The sequence below is a fragment of the Marinobacter sp. LV10R510-11A genome, assembly GCF_900215155.1.
In the GTDB taxonomy this organism is placed as follows: domain Bacteria; phylum Pseudomonadota; class Gammaproteobacteria; order Pseudomonadales; family Oleiphilaceae; genus Marinobacter.
The window spans coordinates 3,080,892-3,106,041 of record NZ_LT907980.1 but is presented as its reverse complement, the minus strand read 5'-3'; the positions used below and the strand labels follow the sequence as shown (position 1 = coordinate 3,106,041).

Annotated in this window: 20 protein-coding genes and 1 pseudogene; 16 read left to right on the top strand and 5 right to left on the bottom strand. The window is 55.1% G+C overall.

The annotated features are described in order from the left end of the window. Positions 1-65 precede the first annotated feature (65 nt). Positions 66-428, top strand: a complete 363-nt coding sequence (locus CPH80_RS14940; protein ID WP_096279007.1) for a DUF6164 family protein — start codon at positions 66-68, stop codon at positions 426-428. Between the two features lie 9 nt (positions 429-437). On the opposite strand, the gene CPH80_RS14935 is transcribed toward CPH80_RS14940, so the two are convergent. Beyond that, positions 438-1,349 (bottom strand): alpha/beta hydrolase, encoded by a 912-nt coding sequence (locus tag CPH80_RS14935; protein WP_227520196.1) that lies wholly within the window; start codon positions 1,347-1,349, stop codon positions 438-440. A gap of 346 nt (positions 1,350-1,695) precedes the next feature. Here CPH80_RS14935 and CPH80_RS14930 point away from each other — a divergent pair. From CPH80_RS14930 to CPH80_RS14895, 8 genes and pseudogenes are all read left to right on the top strand, one after another. Continuing rightward, positions 1,696-3,685 (top strand): annotated as a pseudogene (locus CPH80_RS14930) (3-hydroxybutyrate oligomer hydrolase family protein). A gap of 138 nt (positions 3,686-3,823) precedes the next feature. After that, positions 3,824-5,236, top strand: coding sequence for a sigma-54 interaction domain-containing protein (locus tag CPH80_RS14925; RefSeq protein WP_096281658.1), 1,413 nt, complete (start codon positions 3,824-3,826; stop codon positions 5,234-5,236). A gap of 326 nt (positions 5,237-5,562) precedes the next feature. Further along, positions 5,563-6,648, top strand: coding sequence for a TRAP transporter substrate-binding protein (locus CPH80_RS14920; protein ID WP_096279003.1), 1,086 nt, complete (start codon positions 5,563-5,565; stop codon positions 6,646-6,648). Positions 6,649-6,727: 79 nt separating this feature from the next. Continuing rightward, positions 6,728-7,345 (top strand): TRAP transporter small permease subunit, encoded by a 618-nt coding sequence (locus tag CPH80_RS14915; RefSeq protein WP_197703559.1) that lies wholly within the window; start codon positions 6,728-6,730, stop codon positions 7,343-7,345. A 17-nt stretch (positions 7,346-7,362) separates the two neighbouring features. Continuing rightward, the gene (locus CPH80_RS14910; protein WP_096279001.1) at positions 7,363-8,733 is read left to right on the top strand and encodes a TRAP transporter large permease; all 1,371 of its coding nucleotides are present in this window, start codon (positions 7,363-7,365) and stop codon (positions 8,731-8,733) included. 74 nt (positions 8,734-8,807) lie between these two features. Next, on the top strand, positions 8,808-9,587 hold the full coding sequence (locus CPH80_RS14905) for a 3-hydroxybutyrate dehydrogenase (protein WP_096278999.1): 780 nt from the start codon (positions 8,808-8,810) through the stop codon (positions 9,585-9,587). Between the two features lie 16 nt (positions 9,588-9,603). Continuing rightward, a complete protein-coding gene (locus CPH80_RS14900) occupies positions 9,604-11,595 on the top strand; it encodes an acetoacetate--CoA ligase (RefSeq protein WP_096278997.1) in 1,992 nt (663 codons plus the stop codon). A gap of 276 nt (positions 11,596-11,871) precedes the next feature. After that, positions 11,872-14,115: an NADP-dependent isocitrate dehydrogenase gene (locus tag CPH80_RS14895; protein WP_096278995.1), complete on the top strand. Its 2,244-nt coding sequence runs from the start codon at positions 11,872-11,874 to the stop codon at positions 14,113-14,115. A 90-nt stretch (positions 14,116-14,205) separates the two neighbouring features. On the opposite strand, the gene CPH80_RS14890 is transcribed toward CPH80_RS14895, so the two are convergent. After that, positions 14,206-15,399, bottom strand: a complete 1,194-nt coding sequence (locus tag CPH80_RS14890) for a cation:proton antiporter (protein WP_096278993.1) — start codon at positions 15,397-15,399, stop codon at positions 14,206-14,208. A gap of 3 nt (positions 15,400-15,402) precedes the next feature. After that, the gene (ybaK, locus tag CPH80_RS14885; protein ID WP_096278991.1) at positions 15,403-15,873 is read right to left on the bottom strand and encodes a Cys-tRNA(Pro) deacylase; all 471 of its coding nucleotides are present in this window, start codon (positions 15,871-15,873) and stop codon (positions 15,403-15,405) included. A gap of 202 nt (positions 15,874-16,075) precedes the next feature. Here ybaK and CPH80_RS14880 point away from each other — a divergent pair, with 202 nt between their 5' ends. Further along, complete coding sequence (locus CPH80_RS14880; protein WP_096278989.1) at positions 16,076-17,362, top strand: serine hydrolase domain-containing protein; 1,287 nt, start codon at positions 16,076-16,078, stop codon at positions 17,360-17,362. Positions 17,363-17,371: 9 nt separating this feature from the next. On the opposite strand, the gene CPH80_RS14875 is transcribed toward CPH80_RS14880, so the two are convergent. After that, positions 17,372-17,716 carry a hypothetical protein gene (locus tag CPH80_RS14875; protein ID WP_096278987.1) on the bottom strand — a complete coding sequence of 115 codons (345 nt, stop codon included), beginning with the start codon at positions 17,714-17,716 and terminating at the stop codon, positions 17,372-17,374. Between the two features lie 124 nt (positions 17,717-17,840). Between CPH80_RS14875 and CPH80_RS14870 the strand changes: the two genes are divergently transcribed. Beyond that, positions 17,841-18,098, top strand: a complete 258-nt coding sequence (locus CPH80_RS14870) for a hypothetical protein (protein WP_172898609.1) — start codon at positions 17,841-17,843, stop codon at positions 18,096-18,098. On the opposite strand, the gene CPH80_RS14865 is transcribed toward CPH80_RS14870, so the two are convergent. After that, complete coding sequence (locus CPH80_RS14865; RefSeq protein WP_096278985.1) at positions 18,089-19,000, bottom strand: hypothetical protein; 912 nt, start codon at positions 18,998-19,000, stop codon at positions 18,089-18,091. The two genes, CPH80_RS14870 and CPH80_RS14865, sit on opposite strands and share 10 nt — an antisense overlap. A gap of 185 nt (positions 19,001-19,185) precedes the next feature. On the opposite strand from CPH80_RS14865, the gene CPH80_RS14860 reads away from it, so the two are divergent. From CPH80_RS14860 to queE, 5 genes are all read left to right on the top strand, one after another. Continuing rightward, complete coding sequence (locus tag CPH80_RS14860; protein ID WP_227520193.1) at positions 19,186-22,725, top strand: response regulator; 3,540 nt, start codon at positions 19,186-19,188, stop codon at positions 22,723-22,725. Beyond that, positions 22,722-23,273 carry a hypothetical protein gene (locus tag CPH80_RS14855; protein ID WP_096278981.1) on the top strand — a complete coding sequence of 184 codons (552 nt, stop codon included), beginning with the start codon at positions 22,722-22,724 and terminating at the stop codon, positions 23,271-23,273. Before CPH80_RS14860 ends, CPH80_RS14855 begins: the two co-directional genes overlap by 4 nt. Positions 23,274-23,330: 57 nt before the next feature. Further along, entirely contained in the window at positions 23,331-23,744 is a 414-nt protein-coding gene (locus CPH80_RS14850) for a response regulator (RefSeq protein ID WP_096278979.1), read from the top strand. A gap of 79 nt (positions 23,745-23,823) precedes the next feature. Further along, positions 23,824-24,489, top strand: coding sequence for a 7-cyano-7-deazaguanine synthase QueC (gene queC / locus CPH80_RS14845; protein ID WP_096278977.1), 666 nt, complete (start codon positions 23,824-23,826; stop codon positions 24,487-24,489). Continuing rightward, positions 24,489-25,145, top strand: coding sequence for a 7-carboxy-7-deazaguanine synthase (queE, locus tag CPH80_RS14840; RefSeq protein WP_096278975.1), 657 nt, complete (start codon positions 24,489-24,491; stop codon positions 25,143-25,145). The genes queC and queE overlap by 1 nt, the downstream gene beginning before the upstream one ends. Positions 25,146-25,150 lie beyond the last annotated feature (5 nt).

Genomic DNA, 25,150 nt, shown 5'->3' with positions numbered 1-25,150 from the left:
GGTCTGTGGGTCTTTGGTGTTAGGATATCGGTATTACCCCGTCCGATACCAGACAACGAGCCTTCATGCCCCACCACCTGATGAATCTGCGCCACATGCCCGATGACGAAGCCGATGAAATACGGGCTTTATTCGATGATCACGAGGTGCGCTTTTACGAAACCCCGCCAAGCCGCTGGGGCATCAGCATGGGTGGCTTTTGGGTGCACGATACGGAAGAGGCTGAAAGAGCCAGAATTATACTGCAGGAGTACCAGCGCCAACGAATGCAAAGCCAGCGTGAAGCCTATGAGGCATGGCGCCTACAGGGCGAGGGCGGCGGCATCTCGTACATGTTGCGGCATAAACCGATGCGCACGCTGGCAGCCTGCCTGGCTATTGTTGTGATTGCTGGGTTTAGCCTGCTTCCGTTTATCCGGATAGGGTAGTTTCCGCTTTCAGCGCGGGTTCTTGTGATGTCGCACCAGAAAACCCGTTGCTTTGTCAACGGCACTGCCGGCAGTGGGAAAGCTGGTAATGTGGCCGCGTAGACGTATTTCAAACAGCTCGCTTTCAACCCCATTGGCCAGCAGGGTTTCGTGCAGTTTTCTGGATTGCCGAAAAGGTACCAGATTGTCCATGTTGCCGTGGAACAGGAAGAACGGCGGCGCATTACCGGTGACATATGTGATGGGAGACGCCGCGCGGTAGGTGTCGGGAATGTCTTGTTTTGTGCCTCCCAGAAACTGCCGTATGAGCTTGCCGGAACCAAAGGTTGTCAGGTCGGCCGGCGTGCCGCCCGCTACCACGGCGCTAAGAGCCGTTTCGGGGCCACCGTACGGCTGGTTCAGCGCCTCGGCATGGTCTGAGCTGGCTACGAGTGCCATCAGAGCGATCAGGTGCGCGCCGGAAGAAAAGCCAAACCCGCTTACCTGAGACACATTCAATCGATATTGCTCGGCATGATCATTTAGCCAGGTGCGAGCTATCTGCAGATCGTGTAGCTGGGCTGGGAATATATGCTCGGGCGCGAAGCGGTAATCGATATTGAAAACCGCAAAGCCGTGACTGGCCAGTTCCTCGGCAATCCAACTCATATCGCCCCGGGAGCGACCCTCCCAGCCGCCACCGTGCACCATCAGCACAACAGGGCGAAGCCGCTTACCCTCAGGCAGGTAAAGATCGCCATAGAGTGCTTCAGGCCAGTCCTCAGGCGAGAAATGCACGCCATGGTTCACGGTGAACGTTGTGTCTTCTAAAGCGACAGATTCCGTGGGCGCATTGTGATAACTCGCGCAGCCACCCAGCAAGAGTGCGCTCACCATTGTACCCATACCAACAAGGCTTTTTAGCATTCCATCAGTTCTCAAAGATTAATCGTCCTCTGTGTCCCCCAACATTAAGATTAAGGATCTACGTTCTACGGGTAGAGTCAGACTTGTGTCGCTTTAGTCGGCTGTCCGACAATCCTGACGGTGTCCGGATTACAGTACATGGCCGTAGTAGTAACCCTTACAACAGGGTGTTTCGTTGCGGATACGAACTCCAGCGAGAGTGGAACTGTCCGGAAGCATGGACGAATGCTCTCTTCCGCGTAAAGAAAACCTAACAAAACAAATAAAAACAAATAGATACAATCATGGCACAGGAAACGCATGTCGTTTGGTTCGGGTCGTGGTCCCGGCCCGTTCTTACAACAACAAATAAGGAACGACCATGAAACGTATCATGATCTGTACGCTGATCGGCGCTACAGGCTTTGCCCTGAGTGCCTGTAATAGCAGTAGCAACAATGATGATAGTCCGCCTGTTGTAAATCAGAAGCCGACGTTCATCCAGGGCGAAATCCAGCACGCTCAATACGATGGTATTACCGATGATCTTCTGACTGTAGGCCTGGGCGCCAACGGCTTGCGCGATGGCCCGGCACCAGATTTTGCAGAACCTCTCAATCCGACCTCCGCCGAATTGCGGAAGCTTGCGATCTATAACAACTACCGTGCACTGGTCGATACATCCGATGGTGGCGGTTATGGCGAATTCTTCGGCCCCGGCGTGGACAATGACACCGAAGGGAAAATCCCAGGGCATGAGTACATTGCCTTCATGACAGTACCCGGCAACGACGTGCCCGTTACCGTTATGGCTCAGGTGCCTGTCAGTTTCGATCCGCAGAGCCCGTGCATGATCACCGCGCCTTCTTCCGGCTCCCGGGGGGTTTACGGTGCTATTGGCACAGCCGGCGAGTGGGGGCTGAAGAAGGGCTGTGCCGTGGTCTACACCGATAAGGGTACTGGCACGGGTTCGCATAACCTCAAAACCAACGCCGCCCAGAAAATTGATGGCACCCTTACTGAGGCCGACGAATCTGTACAGTTTCGCGCGGATCTGACGGATGCAGAACGGAGTGATTATAACGCTGAGTCGCCCAACCGTTTCGCCTGGAAACAAGCACACTCAAAAGCCAATCCGGAAGCTGACTGGGGACGCCACGTTCTGCAGTCTGTAGAGTTCGGGTTCTGGGCACTCAACGAGCAATTCGATGGCGACAACAACGTTGATCCCATCACGCCTGAAAACACGCTGGTAATCGCCTCCAGTGTTTCCAATGGTGGCGGCGCATCGGTTCGCGCAGCAGAGCAGGATACGAAAGGTCTGATCGACGGCGTGGCGGTGTCCGAGCCCAATGTAAACCCAACAGTGAATACCGGGTTCACCATTAACCAAGGTGATAACACACCTATCACGGAGCACAGCAGAAGCCTGCTCGAATACACTACGGCTCTGACCGTATACCAGGGTTGTGCCAATCTGGCGCCGGCCCTTGATTCAGCTCCGATGAAAGCTACGTTCAATGATCCGACCACCGACGAGAATATCTGTACTTCATTGGGGCTCAAAGGGCTGGTCGAAGGCACCACCACTGAGGAGCGTGCCACCGATGCGTTGCGTATTCTGAATGAGGACTTTGGCATCCAGCCTGAGCAGAACAGGCTGGCGCCGGTGCACTTTGGGTTGAATGTATCCCAAGCTATAGCGATGACCTATGTTAACTCTTATGGCCGCGCCAGTGTTGAGGACCGTGTGTGCGGGCTCAGCATGGCTGCAACCGACGCTACTGACTACCAGCATATCCCGTAGCAGCGGCCTGGCGGATTATGGTCTTGATGCCTTGTTGTGTCTGCACGGCCTGGCCTTGGGTCGCGATGCCATCACAGAAGATCCGTTGACGGGTACTGACGCAGAGCTTGCTGACGCAGTCGCTGCGGGCATCGAAGAAGTCAGAGCCACCGGGGATCTTCAGGGCAAGCCCGCTGTGTTTGTGACTGGTCGGGCCGACGCTATTCTGCCCATCAACCACACATCGCGGCCTTACTTTGGGTTTAACCAATTGGTGGAGGGTACAAACAGCGGGCTTCGTTACTACGAAGTGCTTAATGCTCACCATCTTGACGTTCTGAACGGTTTCCCAGGTATTGCTGATAGCTACGTGCCATTGCATCACTACTATATCCAGGCTCTGGAGTTGATGTGGGATCACTTGACCATCCAAAAGCCGCTACCGCCAAGCCAGGTAGTCCGTGCTACGCCACGTGCCGACCAAGCTACAGCGCTGGCCGAGAGCAACCTGCCAGTGATAGCGCCAGTACCGTTAGAAACGGATCGCATTAGCCTGGTTAATGGTGAGTTAATCATCCCGGAATAAGTACATTTAAGTCATCGCGCGCGCCCTCTCATTTGCTCAGTCTGCTGAGAGGGCCATATACTTCCGACAACACACCCGGCAATGCCGGGTGTTAGGGCTTTCATAATGAGTGTTATTGACCCCGGCGGTACGCGTTACATGACAGAGCTGTTTGGTGAGAAAAACAAAAGTGGGCTGACCCGCGACCTAATTGAAGCGCTTTTTCCCTTGTTTGAAGAAGTCAGTGCCGGAGCGATCGCTGTTGATCGCGAGGCCCGAATTACCTGGATAAACAACAGCTATTCCCAGTTGCTTGGCATGAAAGATCCGGCCAGTGCAATCGGCCGCCCGGTGCGACAGGTGATTCCCGAAACCCGGATGCCAGAGGTAGTAGAAACCGGTAAGCCGCTGTTGCTAGACATTATGGAATACCAGCAACAACAACTCGTGGTTACCAGGCTGCCCTATTACGATGAGTTAGGCGAAATCGTCGGCGCCGTGGCATTTGTGTTGTACGACGATCTGCAACCCCTCACGCCGTTGGTAAGCAAATACCGGCGGCTGCACCAGGATTTGGCTGCCGCCCGCAAGGCGTTGGCAAAGAAAGCGAGGAGCACGCGATACAGTCTCGCGGATTTTGTCGGCGCAAGCCCTGGAGCTCTTGAGGTCAAGCGTCGTGCCCGCTTGGCTGCGGGCCGGGAGATGGCAGTGCTGTTGCTTGGGGAGACCGGTACCGGCAAAGAGGTATTGGCTCAGGCAATTCACTCTGTCTCCAGTCGCGCAGAAAAGCCGTTTGTGGGCGTGAACGTGGCGGCCATCCCGGATAACCTTCTGGAAGCCGAGTTCTTCGGCGTGGCGCCAGGCGCCTTTACCGGCGCTGACCGTAAGCTCCGGGAAGGAAAGTTCCAGCTCGCTAACGGCGGTACGCTGTTCCTGGACGAAGTCGGCGATATGCCTTTGCCGCTGCAGGCTAAGCTGTTGCGGGCCCTGCAGGAAGGGGAGGTCGAACCTCTGGGGTCCAACACGATTACCTCGGTGGATGTCCGGGTCATCGCAGCAACCAGCCGAAATCTCGAAGCCATGATTGCCGATGGCAGTTTCCGCTCGGATCTGTATTACCGGCTCAACGTGCTGGAAATCCCCATACCACCTCTGAGGGATCGTCTCGTTGATCTCGGGTTGCTGTGTGAAACGCTGCTCTGGGAAATCAGCGCGGGGCTGAACATGCGGGCGGAAATTACCGATGCCGGCGTGACAGCGCTGGCCAGTTATGATTGGCCCGGGAACATCCGCGAGCTGCGTAATGTGCTGGAGAGAGCCCTGACCATGAGTGAGGAGGGTGGCGCGCTGGATGCCGATGCGATGTTCAAAGTGCTGCCCCGGGTTGGGGTGCGCCCGCCCTCTCAGATCGCATCCCGCCCAGTCAGGCCTTTGGCTGAAACCTTGGCAGAGGCAGAGGCTCAGGCGGTGAAAGAGGCGCTGGTCGCAAGCCGGGGTAACCGTACCAAGGCTGCCAGGCTACTGTGTATCTCACGCTCAGTGTTTTACGAGAAATTGGCAAAAATGTCCTGATATTCAGACAAGTGTCTTGAAGTCAGTACAAGTACATACGGCCAAGGTGTTATACTGTCTTGTTTTACGGACATCTATATTTCTATCCACCCCTCTCTAAATTTTATCTATTTGATAATTCTACAAAAAAAGTTATTGGCATAGTTTCTGCTAAATCCGAAAGGCAGGACGTCAGAACAGCGCAGAAAACAAAGGCTGGCGCCAAAAGTAGGACCCCCGATTTACCATTGCCATCTTTGTTTCTGTGTTTTTTGGCGGAATGTTAGCCCAGGCCTGCCGGGCCAAAGAGCTCCGGGCCAACTACAACAACAAGAAGGATCATCTTCATGTCTATCAAACATAAGCTATCGGGTTTGACTCTAGGTATTACTGCTGCGGCGTTTATGACAGGCGCCATGGTCAGCAGCAATGCTTTGGCTGCAGAGAAAATTCGCTGGCAGGTGCCTTTGGCGTTTCCCTCGCATCTTATAGGCCTAACAACGCCGGTAAAGCATCTGACAGAAAATCTGAAAGCCATTTCAGGCGGTGATATTCAGCTGCGTTATTACGAGCCTAACGAGCTGGTTCCGCCGTTTGAAATTATGGACGCGGTAAGTGGTGGAAAATACCCGGCTGGTTACACGTGGGTGGGTTACGATCAGGGCACCATACCTGCTCTGCCGCTCTATTCCGGCGCGCCGTTTAACATGGAGCCACCGGCCTATTTGGCCTGGTATTACGAGGGCGACGGCCGGGATCTGCTGGAAGAGATTTACGCCGAGCGCAATATCCACCCCATGCTGTGCAGCATCATCGGCCCCGAAGGCGCGGGCTGGTTCGCTAAGCCGATTGAAAGCGTGAAAGATTTCGATGGCCTCAAAATCCGCTTTGCTGGTATTGGCGGTAAGGTACTGGAAAAACTCGGTGCCTCGGTAACCATGGTGCCCGGTGGCGAGATTTATCAGGCGCTTGAGCGTGGGACGATCGATGCGACTGAGTTCTCTCAGCCCGCAATCGACAAGATGCTGGGCCTGGATCAGATCATTAAAAACTACATCATGCCGGGCTGGCACCAAACTCTGACCACCTCACACCTGCTGGTTAACAAAGATGTGTGGGAGGGCCTGGAGCCTCAGAGCCGCGCCCTCATCGAGATGGGCTGCGAATCTGCCACGCTTAAAGGCTTTGCACAGAGCGAGTGGGCACAGCCGACGGCCCTTCGTGATTACGAAAAAGAAGGCGTGAACGCCCAAACACTGCCTGAGCCTGTTCTGCGCGAGCTGCAGAAGGTTACCAACGAGGTGCTGGACGAGATCGCGGCCGAGGACAAGATGTTCAATCGCGTGCTGACCAGTCAGCGTGACTTTATGGAACATCACTCCATCTGGCACACCAATGGATACCTGCCACGGGATTTCTACAAGTACGACTGATCAACGGATGATGCTCATGGCGGGTAACGGCTAACCGTTACCCGCTTCCTACCCTGCATCCGAAACATCCGAGGTTTTTGTGACTGATACTAATGTCTCCGGGGATAACCAGGCCCCGGCATTTGGCGCTGATCTGCTACCGACCAATGCGCTGTCCTGGCACCTCGACCGAATGGTTGTTGCCGTGGGCCGCCTTGCCTCCTGGTTATGGATCGGCGTGTTGATTGTTATTCTGATCAACGTGTTCTCCCGCTATGCATTATCGCAGGGCTCCATTGCCTTAGAAGAATTGTCCTGGCACCTGTTCGGAGCCGCGACCATGCTGACCCTGGGCTATGCGGTCGTGCGCGATGACCACGTACGCGTTGATGTACTGAAAGAGAAATTCACGCCTAAATCCCAAGCCATCATCGAGATTCTTGGGATTGTGTTGCTGGCGCTGCCGATTATCGCACTGATGGTCAGCGCACTGGTGCCCTATGCCTGGACAGCCTGGGTTTACGATGAGCATTCCCAAGCGCCCAGCGGGCTGCCTCACCGGTTTATTTTCAAGAGCATACTGCCACTCGGCCTCGTCTTTGTGATGATTGCCCTGGTGTCTCGCGCCTCGCGCTGCAGCACGTTCCTGTTCAGTTTTCCCAGGGCCATCGAGCCTCCCTACGATGATCGGCGCTCCGTCGGCCATCCTAATCCCTAAACCGCGAGGCTAACGTCATGGGTGTAGAAGCGATTCTTGTTATCGCCATGTTCGCCAGCTTTATGGTGCTGTTGCTGCTGGGTTTCCCGGTTGCTTGGTCACTGGCGGGTATTGGTCTTATATTCGGTATTGTCGGCCACGTCATGGTCGAGTATCTGGATTATCCCCTGTGGTTTACCTGGCAGGGCACGATTGGCGTTTTGGACGCCAGGATTTATGGCATCGTCGCCAACGAACTGATGGTCGCGCTCCCGATGTTTATATTCATGGGGATCATGCTTGATCGTTCGGGTATCGCCGAAAAGCTAATGCACAGTTTGGTTAGAGTGCTTGGCGGGTTGCGCGGTGGTTATGCGATTACCGTGGTGTTGGTCGGCGTGCTGCTTGCGGCTTCCACCGGAATTGTAGGCGCGTCGGTGGTATTGCTGGGCATGCTGTCTCTTGGGCCCATGATGCAGGCCAACTACAATAAGTCGCTGGCCGTAGGAACGGCGTGCTCTGTGGGGACTCTAGGCATTCTGGTTCCGCCCAGCATCATGCTGGTATTAATGGCCGATCGCCTCGGCACCTCGGAAGCTTCTGTGGGCAAGTTGTTCATGGGTGCGCTGATTCCGGGGGTCATGCTCGCCATGCTCTACATCCTTTACATCATCATCGCCTCCTACATCAAAAAAGACTTGGCACCGGCGCCGACGAACCGGCCGCGCCTTGATGCCCGAGCCTGGTTTGGCGTGTTCTGGGCGATCTTGCCACCGATGGCGCTGATCATCTCGGTGCTTGGCTCCATCTTTTTCGGCATAGCCACAACCACCGAGGCCTCTGCGGTAGGTGCTGGCGGAGCGCTGCTGATGGCGTTTTTAAGTAAACGCCTGGATATGGACACGCTAAAGGAATCTCTTTACCAGACTAGCCGTACCTCAGCATTTATCTTTGGCATTTTTATTGGTGCTACGGTCTTTGCTTCCGTACTGCGCGGGCTGGGTGGTGATGACGTTATTGAGGGTGCCATCACCGGCCTGCCGTTTGGTACCACAGGTGTGCTGCTTACGGTTCTGTTCATCACCTTTTTGCTCGGGTTTTTCCTCGATTGGGTGGAGATTACTCTGATTGTTTTGCCCCTGGTTGGCCCCGTGCTGTTCAAAATGGGTGTCGAGCCGGTGTGGTTTGCGATCATGTTTGCTATGTGTCTGCAGACGTCCTTCCTGACACCGCCAGTAGGTTTCTCGTTGTTCTATATCAAAGGAGTGTGTCCGCCGGGCATTACGACCAAGGATATCTATCTGGGTGTGTTGCCATATATTGCCTTGCAACTGCTGGCACTGGCGTTGGTGTTCTTTTTTCAACCGCTGGCGACGTGGCTACCTAATGAAGTGTATGGCGGCGGATGACGTAGGAACCTTCTACACTTTTTAATAACCGTGCTTCAATAACAGTTTCTTATAACAACAGGGAGACAAACATAATGCGTCTCGAAAATCGAGTTGCACTGATTACCGGGGCGGGGCGTGGTATTGGCCGGGCAATCGCTGAACATTATGGCCGTGAAGGCGCCCGTGTAGCAGTAGCCGATCTTACGCTGGAAAGCGCACAAGAGGCTGTTGAGGCCATTGAAAAAGCGGGCGGCACGGCCATGGCTCTAGCCATGGACGTAACCGACGAGACCGCGGTCGATGACGGCGTTGCCAGCATTGTGAAAGCCTGGGGTAGCCTGGATATCGCGGTTGCCAATGCCGGTATCCAACACATAGATCCGGTACACAAACTGGCATACGCTGACTGGCGTCGGGTGATAAATGTACATCTTGATGGTGCGTTTCTGGTTACCCGGGCGGCACTGAAACAAATGTACGCCAGCGGTGGAGGCACTATGCTGTATATGGGATCTGTGCATTCGCTCGAGGCTTCGCCCCTGAAAGCCCCATACGTGGCCGCGAAGCACGGCATGCTAGGGCTGTGTCGTGCGGTAGCCAAAGAGGGTGCCGAACACGGTGTGCGCAGCAATATCATCTGCCCGGGCTTTGTCAGAACCCCGCTGGTAGACAAACAGATTCCCGAGCAGGCAAAAGAGCTGGGGCTTTCCGAGGAAGACGTCATCAACAAGGTGATGCTGAAAAGCACAGTAAACGGTAAATTCACCACGCTGGAAGATGTTTCCGAGATGGCGGTGCACCTGGCCGCTTTCCCTTCTGCCGCGCTCACGGGTCAATCTATTGTTGTCAGCCACGGCTGGCACATGCAGTAAAAAACAGGAGCAAAGAATGAGTTTTACTGAGCAGTCACCCATCGTCTGGTCTCCCTCGGAAGACGTGCTGACCAGCACCCGCATGGGTCGCTTCAAAGCTTGGTTGGAAGATCAGGGCTATGGCCCTTTTGCCGACTATCACGCACTGCACCAGTGGTCGGTTGATGATCTGGAAACCTTCTGGGCTAACGTCTGGGATTACTGCGGCCTGATTTGTGAAACACCGGCCAGCAAAGTACTGGGCAAGCGAGACATGCCCGGCGCTGAGTGGTTCCCGGGTATGAAACTGAACTTTGCTGCCAACTTGCTGCGGCTGGCAGAGGGTGACCATGCCAGCCAAGAAGCAGTCGTGGCTTACTGTGAAACCCGTCCGGTTCTGCGTCGCAGTTATGGCGAACTGAAATCCGACGTGGGCGCCCTAGAAGCCTTCCTGTGTAGCAAAGGCATCAAGAAGGGTGATCGAGTGGCCGGTGTTGTTACCAACGGCTACGAAGCCTTAGCGGGCATGCTGGCGGCAACCAGCCTAGGCGCAGTCTGGAGCTCGGCCTCGCCGGACTTTGGTGTGGGTGCCATTCTTGACCGGTTTGGTCAGATTGAACCGTCCGCGCTTATCGTCGTGAACGGCTATGGTTACGGCGGAAAGGTTTTGGCCCGCCAAGACGATTTTGCAGAACTGATCGCCGGCCTGCCAACGCTGAACTGCGTGGTTAGCATTCAGCAACTGCCCGATGCCGCACCGATTTCCGGTGATCTGGTAACCACCTGGGATGAAGCCATTGCTTTCGGCGCAGGCCAGGCACCTTCGTTTACTCCCGTGGGCCCTGACCACCCGGTATACATCCTGTATTCCTCCGGCACCACCGGCAAGCCCAAGTGTATTGTTCACGGAACTGCTGGCTTGCTGGCCAACCACGCCAAAGAACTCATGCTACACGGCGACGTAGGCCCAGAAGACCGGTTTCTCTATTTCACCACCTGCGGCTGGATGATGTGGAACTGGCAGGCTTCTGCCCTGTTAACCGGAGCCGCCGTCATCACTGTAGACGGCTCACCCGGCTACCCCAGCCTCAGCTTCTTGTGGGACACGGTAGCCGAAGAGCGCGTAACCCATTTTGGCACCAGCGCAAGATTTATTGCCGGCTGTCGCAAAGCTGAAATGGCCCCGGCTGAAACCCTGGATCTGAGCAGTTTGAGAATCGTTTTCTCGACCGGCTCGCCCCTGCTTCCGGAAGACTACGACTGGATCTACAGCCACGGCGCACCCAACGTACTGCTGGGTTCTATTGCTGGCGGCACTGACATCTGTGGCTGCTTTGTTGGCTCCACGCCTTTGCTGCCCGTGCGACGGGGAGAAATTCAGTGCAGTTTGCTGGGTGTTGATGCCGTCGCATACGGCGATAATGGCAAGCCCGTTGACCAAGGCCGTGGCGAACTCGTCTGCCGCCAGCCCTTGCCTTCCATGCCCGTCGCCTTCTGGGACGACGCTGACGGTGAACGCTACCGCGCCGCCTACTTCGACACTTTTCCCGGGGTATGGGCCCACGGTGACTTCATAGAATTCACCGAACACGGCGGCGCTATAATCTACGGCCGCTCCGACGCCACCCTAAACCCTGGCGGCGTACGCATAGGCACCGCAGAAATCTACCGCCAGGTAGAAACGGAAGTGGCCATCAAAGACAGCCTCGTCGTCGGGCGGCAAATCGAAGGCGACGTAGAAGTTGTGCTGTTTATCGTACCTGCCGAAGGCCAGGAACTCACCGAAGACCTGCTGAAACAGCTCAAAGCCCGAATCCGCAAAGGCGCCAGCCCGCGCCACGTTCCTAAACACATCGTTCAGGTGCCAGATATCCCCTACACCCGCAGCGGTAAAAAAGTGGAACTGGCCGTCGCGCGCCTAATCAACGGCTCCACCAAAGCCGACAACCGCGATGCCCTGGGTAATCCGGAAGCTTTGGATCAGATTCGGGACAGGCTTGCTGAGGAGAACCTGTTGCCGAAGAGTTAGGTTATCTGAGCGGTGGGGACGGCCCCCACCGCTGTACATAGAAAACAAATGTTAGAAAGTTTCGTAAATTCCCGCCATTTGCTCGCCCAGTTACCGAAGATCAAGGGTTTTTAGTCTGTTCTTATACTAAGATCGTAACCAGAGATTACAAAAAAATGGTATCTTAGTAGGTCTATCAAACGTTCCAAAAATCAGTCATCGCAAAGGTCAGACGTTCACAAGACACCCGATCTCGCCATGACCGTCCTGAACCCACCTAATAGCCTGAGGACGAAAATGAAATCTTCCAAAGCCAAGATTATCTATACGCTGACCGACGAGGCGCCTGCTCTTGCTACACGGTCTCTGCTTCCGATCCTGGAAACCTACGCCAAGCCGGCCGGCATTGAATTCGGGATCAGCGACATCTCCCTCGCGGCCCGTATTCTGGCAACATTCCCAGATTACCTAGAAGAAAGTCAGCGAGTTCCAGATGACCTTACCTCGCTGGGCGAGTACACCAAAGATCCAGATGCCAACATCATAAAGCTGCCGAACATTTCTGCCTCCATTCCGCAGCTAAGCGCAGCCGTTAAAGAATTGCAGGGTCAGGGATACAAGCTTCCCGATTACAAAGAAAACCCTGCAACCGACGAAGAAAAAGAGATCACCGCTCGCTACGCCAAAGTACTTGGCAGTGCCGTGAACCCGGTTCTGCGTGAAGGCAACTCCGACCGCCGTGCCCCCGCGGCTGTTAAAGCGTTCGCACGCAAGTATCCCCATAGCATGGGTGAGTGGAGCCCGGCTTCACGCACCCACGTGGCACACATGCGTGATGGCGACTTCTACTCCAACGAGCAGTCTGTAATTCTCGACAAAGCGACCAACACCCGCATTGTGTTCGAGAACAAAAAAGGTGAGCAGACCGTACTTAAATCTGACCTGCCACTGCTTGAAGGCGAAGTGCTCGACGGCATGTTCATGAGTAAAAAAGCGCTCTGCAAGTTCTTCGAAGAAGCTATCGCAGACTGCGAAAATACTGGGGTGATGTTCTCCCTGCACGTGAAAGCCACGATGATGAAAATCTCCCACCCGATTGTGTTTGGTCACGCGGTGAAGATTTTCTATAAAGAATTGTTTGACCAGTACGGCGAGCTGTTCGAAGAAATCGGCGTAAACCCGAACAACGGCTTGTCTTCCGTTATCGAGAAGATCAAGCAGTTGCCGGAGTCTAAGCAGGAAGAAATCCAGGAAGCTCTGCATAAGACATACGAGCACCGCCCTGAAATTGCTATGGTCGATTCCGTTAAAGGCGTTACCAACCTGCACGTACCGAGCGATGTGATTGTCGACGCCTCCATGCCGGCAATGATCCGTAACTCCGGTAAAATGTGGGCCAGGGATGGCAAGCTCAAGGACACCAAAGCGGTGATGCCTGAGTCGACCTACGCCACCATTTATCAGGAAGCCATCAACTTCTGCAAAACCCACGGCGCATTTGACCCCACCACCATGGGCACTGTGCCGAACGTGGGCCTGATGGCGCAGAAAGCCGAAGAATACGGCTCCCACGACAAGACCTTTGAGGTTAAAGAAGACGGCGTTGTGCGAGTGATCGCCGAAGACGGCACCGTACTGACCGAGCACAACGTGGAACAGGGCGATATCTGGCGTGCCTGCCAGACTAAAGACCTGCCCATTCGCGATTGGGTTAAGTTGGCCGTTAACCGTGCCCGCGCCACCGGCATGCCGGCTGTGTTCTGGTTGGATGACGAACGTGCTCACGATGCGCAGATGATCACCAAGGTAAACACCTACCTGAAAGATTACGACACAGATGGTCTGGATATCCGCATCATGTCGCCAGTACGAGCAATTCGCTGGACCATGGAGCGCCTGATCCGTGGCCTGGATACTATCTCTGTAACCGGTAACGTACTGCGTGACTACCTCACCGACCTGTTCCCAATTTTAGAGTTGGGCACCAGTGCCAAGATGCTTTCGATTGTTCCCCTGCTGAACGGCGGCGGCCTCTATGAGACCGGCGCTGGCGGCTCGGCGCCTAAGCACGTGCAGCAGGTTTTGCAGGAAAATCACCTGCGCTGGGATTCACTGGGCGAATTCCTTGCTATTGCCGTGTCTCTGGATGAACTGGGCGAAAAGCACGATAACCACCGTGCACGCCTGCTGGGCCAAACCCTCGACAAAGCCACCGAACGCCTGCTGGAAAACAACCAGTCGCCTTCTCGTGTAACCGGTGAGCTGGACAACCGTGGCAGCCAGTTCCACCTGGCGCGCTATTGGGCAGAAGGGCTGGCCAACCAAGACAGCGACAAAGAGCTGAAAGAGTTCTTCGTTAAAATGTCTGGGGAACTGGAAAAGAACAAGGACAAGATCCTGGAAGAATTGAGTGTTATCCAGGGCCATCCAGCAGATATTGGTGGTTACTACCATGCACCTTTAGACAAGGTGAGGGCGGTCATGCAGCCGAGTGAAACGCTGAATCGGATTATGGAAGATGCCCGCGCATCCGTGAAGTAATCCTGGATCGCCGCCGGGCATTTCGCCCGGTCGTCGGAGGCAGAAACCCGGACAGTCGTTGATGACTCTCCGGGTTTTTTTGGGCTGGCCTTAATCGTCGTCCGGCTCTTCCTCGTAGCCTTTGCCGCTCTCTCCGGCCTTGCTGAGCTGATACATGGTGATCGGTGGCCCGATCAGCTCGAATAACACGGTGGAGCCGATAATCAGCGGCAGGATGAAGGCGATCTCCGGCATGCGGTGAGTTGCGACCAGAGCCAGGCCCATGGCCACCCCTGCCTGAGGTAACAGGCAGGCGCCGTTGCGCCAGCGTACGACATGGCTGGAGCCGGCAAGAACTCCGCCGGTATACCCGCCGAGAACCCGGCCGGCGATCCGGGCAAGGATATAGACGGCTCCAAGCATCCCCAGCGTCGGCAGCAATTCCCAGTCCAGACCGAAACCAGCCAGGAAGAAAAACGTTGCAAGGAAGGGTTCAACGATGCCCTCAATGGAACGGAATGGCCGCACATGATGGTGTGCCCTGTTTGCCACAGTTATACCCAGTGTCATGCAGGTAAGCAGGTAGGACACGTCCAGTAAGCCGGCAATGCCGGCTGCCAGGAAAACAAACCCCGCGGATTCCAGCAGCATCGGCTCGCCCGGTTTAATGCGCCCCGTCATCCAAGCCATGGGCAGGCCCAAGAGCACGCCGAGCACCATGGCACCGAGAACTTCATAGATCCCGTACCCTATGGTTGCGAACGGGTTCATGCCGTTTCCTGAGAACAGTTCGGCAAAGACCAGCAGGATGCTGAACAGAATGGCACCCCAGGCATCGTCGATGGCAACAACCTGTGCCACTACCCGGGTCAGCGGCCCACGGGATCCGGTTTCTCGCATTACATCGAGGGTGGCCGCCGGGTCGGTCGCCGTTGCGATGGCCGCAAGCACCAATGAGGCCGATAAATTTTGCGTGACTGTCCAGGTGGCGGCGAAGATCAACAAGGCCGTCACCAAGGTCACGGTCAGGCTCACGATAATGGCTTCCCGACCCTCCCTGAGATCGCGCAGAGACATGCGCTCGCCGAGCAGAAAACCCACCATCGCCAGAGTAAGCTCGGTAACCAGACCAAAATTATCACTGACCCTGGCTGGAATCAGATTAAGAACCTCGGGGCCGGACAGTGCACCCACCAGTAACAAGAGGGTCACTCTGGGGACATGCACGCGTTGGCCCAGCGTGTGGGCCCCCAGAGCAAGCAACATGATGCCGCCAATTAGCAGCAGATCCAACGCGTGGGACATAGCTTATTCCTGTTGCAACGGCACCAGTTGCCCGCCGGTCAGCCGAGCCAGATCTTCGGGTGAAAGCTCAATCTCCAGCCCCCGACGGCCAGCGCTGATATAGACGGTGTCGAAGCGCTTGGCAGAGGCATCAATGAAGGTCTTCAGCTGGATCTTTTGGCCCAGAGGGCTAACGCCCCCCAGCACATAACCGGTGCGGCGCTGGACTTCCTGGGGGTCGGCCATGCTTGCCTTCTTTCCGCCCGCAGCCTTAGCTATCAGCTTCATGCTAAGCATGCCAGTGACGGGTACTACACCCACAGCCAGGGTTTTGCCATCAACAGCGACCACCAGTGTTTTAAATATTCGTGCCGGTTCTACACCCAGTTTTTCCGCCGCCTCGTTGCCGTAACCCGCGCTGGCAGGGTCGTGCTCGTATTCATGGATGGTGTGAGAAATACCGGCTTTACTCGCCGCATTAATACCGGGCGTCATAAGCTGCTCCTGAAATCGTTGGTGGCTACCATAATCAACTGCCTATGATAGCTCCGGGGGCCGGCCTGCAATACATTATGGCGTGCCGAGCGGTTTTCAGTGTACGCTTTGACGCACAGGCAGGCGGGTTTCGGCCAATGAATTGGATACCCTCCACCTCGAAGATAGGATAGAAGTAGCCACCAATACCAAGGCGTATCCGATGCATTCAATAGCTCGTTGTGCTCTGCACAGCTGCAAGGTTCCTAAGGATCTTTCTACCGTTACTCACCGCGACGCAGCCGGCGAAAACCCGGAAGCAGTTGGCGTTGATGCCCGCATCGTCGACACTATCTGGAAAAGCGTCGAAGCCTTGTATCGCACCGGTGTCCATCCCGGCATCCAGATCTCCGTACGGCACCGGGGCGAGCAGATACTGCACAGGGCGATTGGTCATGCGAGCGGCAATGGCCCCGATGATCCCGCCGATACGCCCAAAGTAGCCATGACCACAGACACGCCCGTCTGCTACTTCTCCGCCTCCAAGGCGGTTACCGCGTTGCTGATGCACATGTTGGTCGAGCAGGGCTTGGTTAACCTGATGGACCCTGTTTCCTATTACTGCCCAGAGTTTGCGACAAACGGAAAGCGCACCATCACTGTGCACCAAATTCTATCGCACCGGGGTGGTATTCCGGCCATTCCGACGGAAACCCCAATTGATGTTCTGTGGGACAAGGATGAGGTCTGGCGCCTGCTTTGTGAAGCCAGAGCGGTAGAGGTCAACGGCTCTAAAGTCGCGTATCACGCGATAACGGGGGGCTACGTACTGCAGCGAGTGCTTGAAAAGGTGACCGGCGACACCATCGAAAACTATCTCGATAAACATCTGCGCCAACCCATGGGTATGAAGTGGTTCACCTATGGGGTTCAGCCTGAAAACCTGCATGAATTGGCAACCAACTACGCCACCGGGCCAACACCGCGCTTTCCGGTGTCTTGGATTGTAAACCGCGCGTTGGGTGGAGACATTGCAACGGTGGAGCAGGTAACAAACGATCCCCGTTTTCAGGAAGCTGTTATTCCTGCAGGCAACCTGTGCGGAACCGCCGAGGAGATCGGGCGTTTCTTCCAGATGATGTTGAACGGCGGGGTTTGGAATGGCCAGCGCATTTGCAAAGAGATTACCGTTCGACGCGCCATTCAGCAGTTCGGCTCGTTACAGATTGACCGCACCATGTTGATGCCAATGCGCTTTAGTGCCGGCATGATGCTGGGCGGCAATCCGATCGGTTTGTGGGGGCAGCAAAGCCGCTATGCCTTTGGGCATGTGGGGCTGATCAACAAGCTTTGCTGGGCGGATGCCGCGCGGGATATCTCCGTAAGCTTGCTCAACACCGGGTTCCCCATCGTCGGGCACCATATTCCGGCATTGGGCAAATTTGTTTATACCATGGCCCGGCAGTTCCCTCTTCTCCCCGAAAGTGAGCGCCCCCTCGTCGCCACTTAAGGCGACGACTCACAGAGTTCTGAGCTGATCCTCAAGAATACCGAGCACGGATGAAAGAATATCGCGGAAGTCAGTCAGCGTCTGAGTGCGCTGAATGATTTCTTCGCGGTTCTCATCCAGCCGTTCCAGCGCTGGCACAACACGACGAATGCCTTCAGTAATCACCTCATAGGGGTAGTGGTGATCCTGAATGCTAAGTTTGTTTATCTCGGATACTTCCTGGCTGAAAATACTGATGGTGTCGTACAGCATGTCTTTGTGCTGAATAGTGGCGGCTTCCCAGTAGGCGTCGTCTAGCAGCTCAAGCAGTGAGAGGTACTCCCGGAGGGTATCGGCAACGGATGTTTGGCTCATAAACAATCCTGGTAGCGTGGGTTGTTACGCGATTATGGCGTAGAAGTGAAAATCTATTCATTTTCTTGCACTTTGTCTGACAGTTGTGCAAACTGAACTTTAGTAAAGGAACTGTTGCCACTCAATGGACAAGCCCACATACCCGCACCAAGAATACCCCTACATGCTCCGAAAGGTACGGCTCGATCATCACGATAGCGTCCGAAGCCATGTACATCAGCAAGTCAGCACAGAAGTAGAACGGCTTGAACGCCGTATTGAGGTTCTGCGCCTGGCCAAAGCTCCCCATGTAGCCGTTATGATCTCAGCCTATGAGCGAATGATTGATCGCAAAAAAGGTTTTTTGCAGAACTGGGATCTTGATGGGCAGCGTCAATACTGACGATTCTCGATCGTGACCATAGCGTACTCCAAAGCCGGCGTTTCGTTTACCTGATTGCCGCAGTGGTTGGGATCTTTCGGTTGCTTGTCTTTGGATATAAACACTCTTACACGCGATGTGTTGTATTGAAACACGGCCTTTACGCAGTCTGGCTCACTACCATTTAGGGTAATGCCCGAGACACCTGTGAGTGTAAGAGCGTCTTTCTGAAACCCGATAAATTCTTGTAGGAGTTCGACCTTTCCTAATGTGCGACCGGTAAGGCTCGTTGCGGCATACTCCGGCGTGTTAAACCCGCTGGAGCCAAAATCCTTTCCATAGCGCCCACTCCAAGCCGCGCTCGCGATTTCTGGCGTTGAGGCGTCGACCTGATCAGGGCTTGTGGCAACAAATTGCATAGCACGGAATACTTTTCCGATGGCAGAGTTGTAAGTCCAATCCAGCATCGTGTAAATCCAAGCCTGGTCTTCCGGAGGCGTATTCTCATCACTGTTGTTTTCCGAAAAGCGGGTTAGAGCCTTGTTTGCTGGCGTGTTGTACGTTGCGGCCCTGTTATCTCTAATGCTTGAGACCATGAGTCGCCGGCCCTCATTAAAATTGTCTACCTGCCCAGAGCGAATCACTTCGTTCATCAGATCAATTGGGTTGCGGACGCTTTTGTAGTCGGTGCCGCTATCATTCGGAACGGCATTCAAAAACGTATTAAGGTGTGCTCGTAGCTCTGTTGAAAAGCCGTCGTCGTCGCCCGCGCTAAGAGGTTCTGCGCCACGATATAGGTCACGGAAAACGGTATAGGGTAAAACTGGCTCAAGGCCTTCCTGGTTTGTCAGCGTAAGAGACGGAAGTGAATAGTCCACATTAGTTGCAGGGTTGAGCGCGGACGATGACCCAGTATCCTCCATCCCACACCCGCTTAGTAGCGTGAATGAAATGGCGGAAAAAAAGCAGAAGTGTCTCATTTCAGAAGGCCCTGAGGTGCGAAACCAGCCGTAAACGGCTAAAGTGAATACCCGCGGGGCTCTGCGCCCCGATCCGACTGCTGACAATAAACCATAAGACAGGCATCTACCCTCGCGGAGATCACATCTTGCAGCAACGGTGCAAACCGGCTTCAGGCAAAGCAGTGCAATGGCTGCTTGTCGCGATATTTTTGGTAACGGCTCTGGTGCCTGGTCTGGTGGCCGCCCAAGAGCAGTGCCAGAATGGCCAACTCGTTCTAAAAAACAGCACTGAAAGCGTCCGTGATTTTGGCGGCTGCATCTCGTACCTAGAAGACGCCGGCCAGCGCTACCTTCTGCCAGATATTCTTGCCATGGAGCCCGAGCGGTTTACCCGGCATGAAAGCGGTGTGCTGAACTTTGGCTATACCGAATCGGCCTACTGGACTCGGTTTGATTTGCGCGCAGACACCGGGGAGTTGGGTACAGAGTGGATTCTGGAGCTTGCACTGCCGTTGGTAGACGAAGTGGTTCTGTACCTGGTGCATGATGGTGAGCTAATCGGCCAGCGCAAGGCAGGTTATCAGGACGACTGGGCAGAGCGCGATCTGGCCGTGCCCAATCCCACGTTCCGCCTGCATCTGGAGCCTGGCAGCGTTACCTCTGTGTATCTGCGCATCATCAACACCAATACCTTCCGCCTGCCTATCAGCCTCTGGAGCCCGGATCGATACATTGAAAAGGTGTCGGTAGACGAAGTTATCCGCGGTGCTCTGTTGGGCAGTTTGCTGGCGATATTGGCGTATAACCTGTTTGTGGCGGTTTCGGTTCGTGAGCGCAGTAACATCTACTATGTGCTGTATCTGGTATCGGCTGCGGTGTTTATCGCGACCGAGCAGGTTCATGGTATCCAGTTGCTAGATAGCCGCCCGGCGCTGCTCAGTAAGGAATACCTGCACTTTCAGATCATCCTGACCTGGTTTTGGGGGCTGTTGATGGCCCGTGCGCTGCTCGAAACCCGCACCCGCTCGATGGATCTGGATCGGGTTATCAAGATGTGCATCCACTCGGTGCTTCTCACGTTCGCGTTGTCGCTGTTCCTTCCCTATCACATTGCCATGGAATGGATTGTTATCGGGTCGGTACTGCTCTGCCTTATTTTGATTGTGGTGAGCTATCTGTCCTGGCGCTATTACAATCCTGCGGCACGCTCCTACTTTTTCGCTTGGACGCTGGCGCTCATCGGCTTTGGCATCTATGCCCTTACGGTTATGGGCTATTTGCCGCTCAATACCTTTACCAGTTATGCGCCCCAGATTGGGCTCACGGCCCAGATTATCTTGTTTTCCTTTGCCCTGGCCGACCGGATCAAACAAGTTCAGGGCCAGGCACTGAGCTGGAGCCGGCGAGCGCTATCCAACCTACAGCGCTATCAGTCACTGTTTGATAACGCCATTGAGGGCGTTTTCCAGATGTCTGCAGGGCGCCAGTTTATAACGGCCAACCCGGCCATGGCGCGATTGATGGGCTTCACTAGCAGCCAAGAGCTGCTAGAACGTAACCCGGATGTGCTGGAGGCATGCATTGCAGATGATCGGCTGCGGGAGCTGGTGATTGAACAGCTGGAGGCACGGGGCACTGTAAAAGGTGTGGAGGCCCGTTACCTAACGCAAGACGGAGAGGAACGCTGGGTTATTATTTCACTTCATACGGCTTACGATGCCGAGGGTGAGCCCACGCACCTAGAAGGAACTTGCGTTGATTCCACTGAAAGCCATCGGCGCCAGCGCATTGAGCGTGAGCGTGAGCAGGAGCGGCTTGAAAAAGAGCTGGCGCGCAATTCTGCAGAGGCTAAGAGCCAGTTCCTAGCCAACATGAGCCACGAGATCCGAACCCCGTTGGCGGCCATCATTGGCTACGGCGAAACGTTGATGGATCCGGACCTGAATGATCAAGAAAAGCGCAGCAGTGCGGAAACGGTTGTCCGGAGCGGGCGGCATTTGTTGGAACTGGTTAATGACATTCTTGATCATTCCAAAATCGACGCCAACAAGCTGGATGTAGATGTAGTCTCGGTGAACCTTCCGGAGCTAATAGATGAGATTCGCGCGTTTTTTGCTCCGCGAGCCCGAGAAAAAGGGCTGGATTTCAATATAATCAGTGAGTTCCCGCTGCCCGAACAAATTCAGACAGACCCAACGCGGTTGCGCCAAATAATTATCAACTTGTGCGGAAATGCGCTTAAATTTACCGATAAAGGGTCGATCTCCCTGTCAGTGCGCTGTGATCGAGACCAAGAAATGCTGGTCGCGCGGGTTGTAGACACCGGAATCGGCATGAAGCCGGAGCAGATTGGCCGGCTGTTTGACCCCTTTGCTCAGGGCAGTGCGGCTATTTCCCGGCAGTATGGTGGTACCGGCCTTGGCTTGAGTATTTCGCGGCGGTTGGCGGAAATGCTGGGCGGTAGCATTCGTGTCAGCAGCACCTACGGAGAGGGCAGCGAGTTTGAGTTGTCGATTCGCACCGGTGGTCTGGAACAGGTGCACTTTCTGCGGGATGCCTCGGAGCTTAGCCAACGGCGGCGAGCTATGCCGGTGGTTTTGGCGCCGCGCCTATCCGGGCGCATACTCTGTGCCGAGGACAACGATGTGAACCGCCGCTTGATTTCGCTGCTGATCGGTCGAACCGGTGCTGAATTGGTGCACGTAAGTAACGGTGCAGAAGCACTGGAAATGGCGGTTAAAGAATCGTTTGATTTGATTCTGATGGATATTCAGATGCCCGTCATGAACGGCCGTGATGCGACGGCGGCACTGCGCGAAGCCGAAGTGAAGACACCGGTGATTGCGCTTACGGCTAATGTCATGTCTGAGGACATTGCCGATTACCGGCTGGCAGGCTGCAACGAACATCTGGCCAAACCCATCGACAAGCAGCGCTTCTATGAGGTTTTGGCCCGCTATCTGAAGGTTCATGCGGGCAGTGTCGAAGAGCCGAGCCGACAATACCATGGCAGGGTATTGGTAGCAGAGGATAACGCCGAAAACCGACAGCTGGTGGAGCGGATGCTGAGCCGCCTGGGGCTGGATGTTGTAACCGTTACCTCAGGCGACGAAGCCGTTCGTAAAGCGCTTTCAGAGCCTGTGCAGCTGGTGCTTATGGACCGGCACATGCCGGAAATGGACGGCGTTGAGGCAACCCATCTGCTCAGGCAGGCAGGCTTCCGGCGCCCGATTATTGCGTTTACGGCAGGCGTTCAGCGCGAAGCCGACGCGCTACGTGATGCGGGCTGTAACGGGGTGCTGGATAAGCCGATAGATGAGCGCCGTCTGCAAGCGCTGTTGGGTCGTTTTCTGGACTCTGCGCCGCCCAGCGCGAACAGTGCTGATGAAGATGAGGATATCAGTCGCCTGGTATTCCGATTCCTGTCAGGGTTGGGTGAACGCCGGCAGAGAATGAACCAAGCAATAATAGACAGTGACCGGAAGGTGCTTGAATCTGAAACACACCAGATAAAAGGCACTGCGGGCGCTATGGGGTACCCAGCTATGACTCATCAGGCGGGCATTGTGGAGGCACTCCTAAAAGCTGCCGACCCGCAATGGAGCCAGGTTCGCAGCGAACTCGCGGTGCTGGACGAAATGATAGAACGCGAACAACCACAGAACAAAACAGGACCGGGCAAATGAGTGAGCGCCAATTACAACATGAACATCGGTCAATGAGCACGATGTACGGCACCTATGCCGATATCCTGTTCGTACTTTTTCCGTTTCTTGTTATCGGCATGCAGCGTCTTTGGGATGGCCGCCTCTATGAGACTCTGATGCAATCAGATTTGAGTGTCGCGGCAGCGATTCTTGCCGGGCTGGCCATTGGAAAATTCGTGTTGGGACTTGTCACGAATCGGGATCTTGGCCGCTACAAGGAGCGTATTGTATTCTTTATTGCTCTGACGCTGTTTGTGGTGTTGGGGCCTGCCATTATCCTGATGCTGAGCATCACCGGGGGGGCGGAAGTGCCGGGGTTTGTGGCGTTTGTGCAGCCTATACTGCTGATTATTGCGATCTCTCTGTACTCAACGGCAGTTAGTATCAGCAATATACTGACCCAGGATGATGGTCAGGAGCCCTACGCAACGGGCGCAGAAGGGCTTTCAGAAAACAATGGCAGCCCCGCTCGGGCCGGGCACGCGCCGCTGGATCTTCCCCGCCACACCGGTACAGATTCATGGTAAATAGTCGCTTTGCAAGGAACTTTGGCAGCCATACGCCCGGCAAAAAAGGAGATATGAATGGATAAATTGACGGTACTGGTTGTGGAAGATGAGCCGGTGATGCGCAAACGGCTGGTTGATATGCTCTATAAGGCTGGAGCTACGGATGTGGCGGAGTGTGAGAATGCCGCCACGGCTCGAAAGGCATTTGATGCAGGCCAGTTCCAGATCATATTGCTGGATCTCGGTTTGCCAGATGGTGACGGGCATGAGTTGATGAAGGCGTTCAAAGTGGCTCGGGCGGAGCAACACATTGTACTGGTTACTGCGGATGACTCCATTGACAGCATTCAGCGAGCAATCAGTGCCGGAGCCAACGGTTATGTGGTTAAGCCCTACTCCCAGGAAAAGATTCACGATGTGGTCGGTAACTATGCGGTGGTGCATGGTGGTGACGCAACCCGGGCATCGAGCCTGAACCGGCACCACTGATCGGCGCAAATGGCTTGCCAGCCAGGCATCCTATTGCCCGGCCTTTACAGAACCCCTTATCCCTTTGCTAGGAGCCTGCATGACTGACACCGTGGTTGTAATCTATTCCGGAGGTATGGACTCCTTTACCCTGCTTCATCGTGCTCGCGCCCGTGGGTTACGAGTGCATGCGCTGTCTTTCAATTACGGCCAGCGCCATGTTCGCGAGCTGGATGTTGCGAGTTCTGTATGTACCGCTCTGGATATCCCCCACAAGGTTATCGATATTCGTGCCATGAGCGAGGTTATGTCTGGCTCTGCGTTAACCTCTGGCGACGACATACCCGAAGGCCATTACGAAGAAGAAAACATGAAGGCCACGGTGGTGCCCAACCGCAATATGATCTTGCTGTCTCTGGCCACCGGCTATGCCGTAACCGTTGATGCTGGTGCGGTTTGGTACGGCGCCCACGGTGGCGATCATGCTATTTACCCTGATTGCCGGCCGGAATTTGTAGAAAAAATGGATGCCGTGTGCCGGGTGGCCAACTATGAGGCAGTGGGTGTCGAGGCGCCGTTTATGCACATGAGCAAAGGCGATATTTTGGCAGAAGGCCTGAAGCTCGGGCTCGACTACGCCAATACCTGGACTTGCTACAACGGGCGGGAAAAGGCTTGCGGGCGCTGTGGCTCTTGCGTAGAACGGCTTGAAGCCTTTGCTGAAAATGGCCTTGCGGATCCACTGGCCTACGAGGCAGGCCGCTAATGTACAAAGTTAAGGAAGCCTTTTACACCTTGCAAGGGGAAGGTGCCCAGGCGGGGCGTGCTGCGGTGTTCTGTCGTTTCAGCAAGTGCAACCTGTGGACAGGCCGGGAAAAAGACCGCGCGACCGCGGTCTGTAATTTTTGCGATACGGATTTTGTGGGGACAGATGGCCAGAACGGTGGGGCTTTCGAAACCGCGGAGGCTCTGGCAGCCCATATTCATAGCTTGTGGCCGGATGCACCCGGGGCGCCCTATGTGGTTTGCACCGGGGGAGAGCCGTTACTGCAGCTGAACGAACTACTGATTGATGCCTTCCATCAACAGGGTTTTGAGGTAGGCGTAGAAACCAACGGCACCTTGCCAGCGCCCGCCGGCATTGACTGGCTCTGTGTGAGCCCGAAGGCGGATGCCCCCGTGGTGATTGAAGCGTGCGATGAGCTAAAGCTGGTTTACCCCCAGCCGAAGGCCCCGCCCGAAAGGTTCACCCACATAAACGCTCGGCACTTTTTTCTGTCGCCCATGGCGTCCCCGTCAGCCCCCGATGCTGGCGCAGACCCGGTGAAGCAGAGCAATACCCGTAAGGCAACGGATTACTGCTTGGCTCACCCCCGTTGGCGCCTGACCCTGCAAATGCACAAAATCATCGGCATCGATTGAACAGG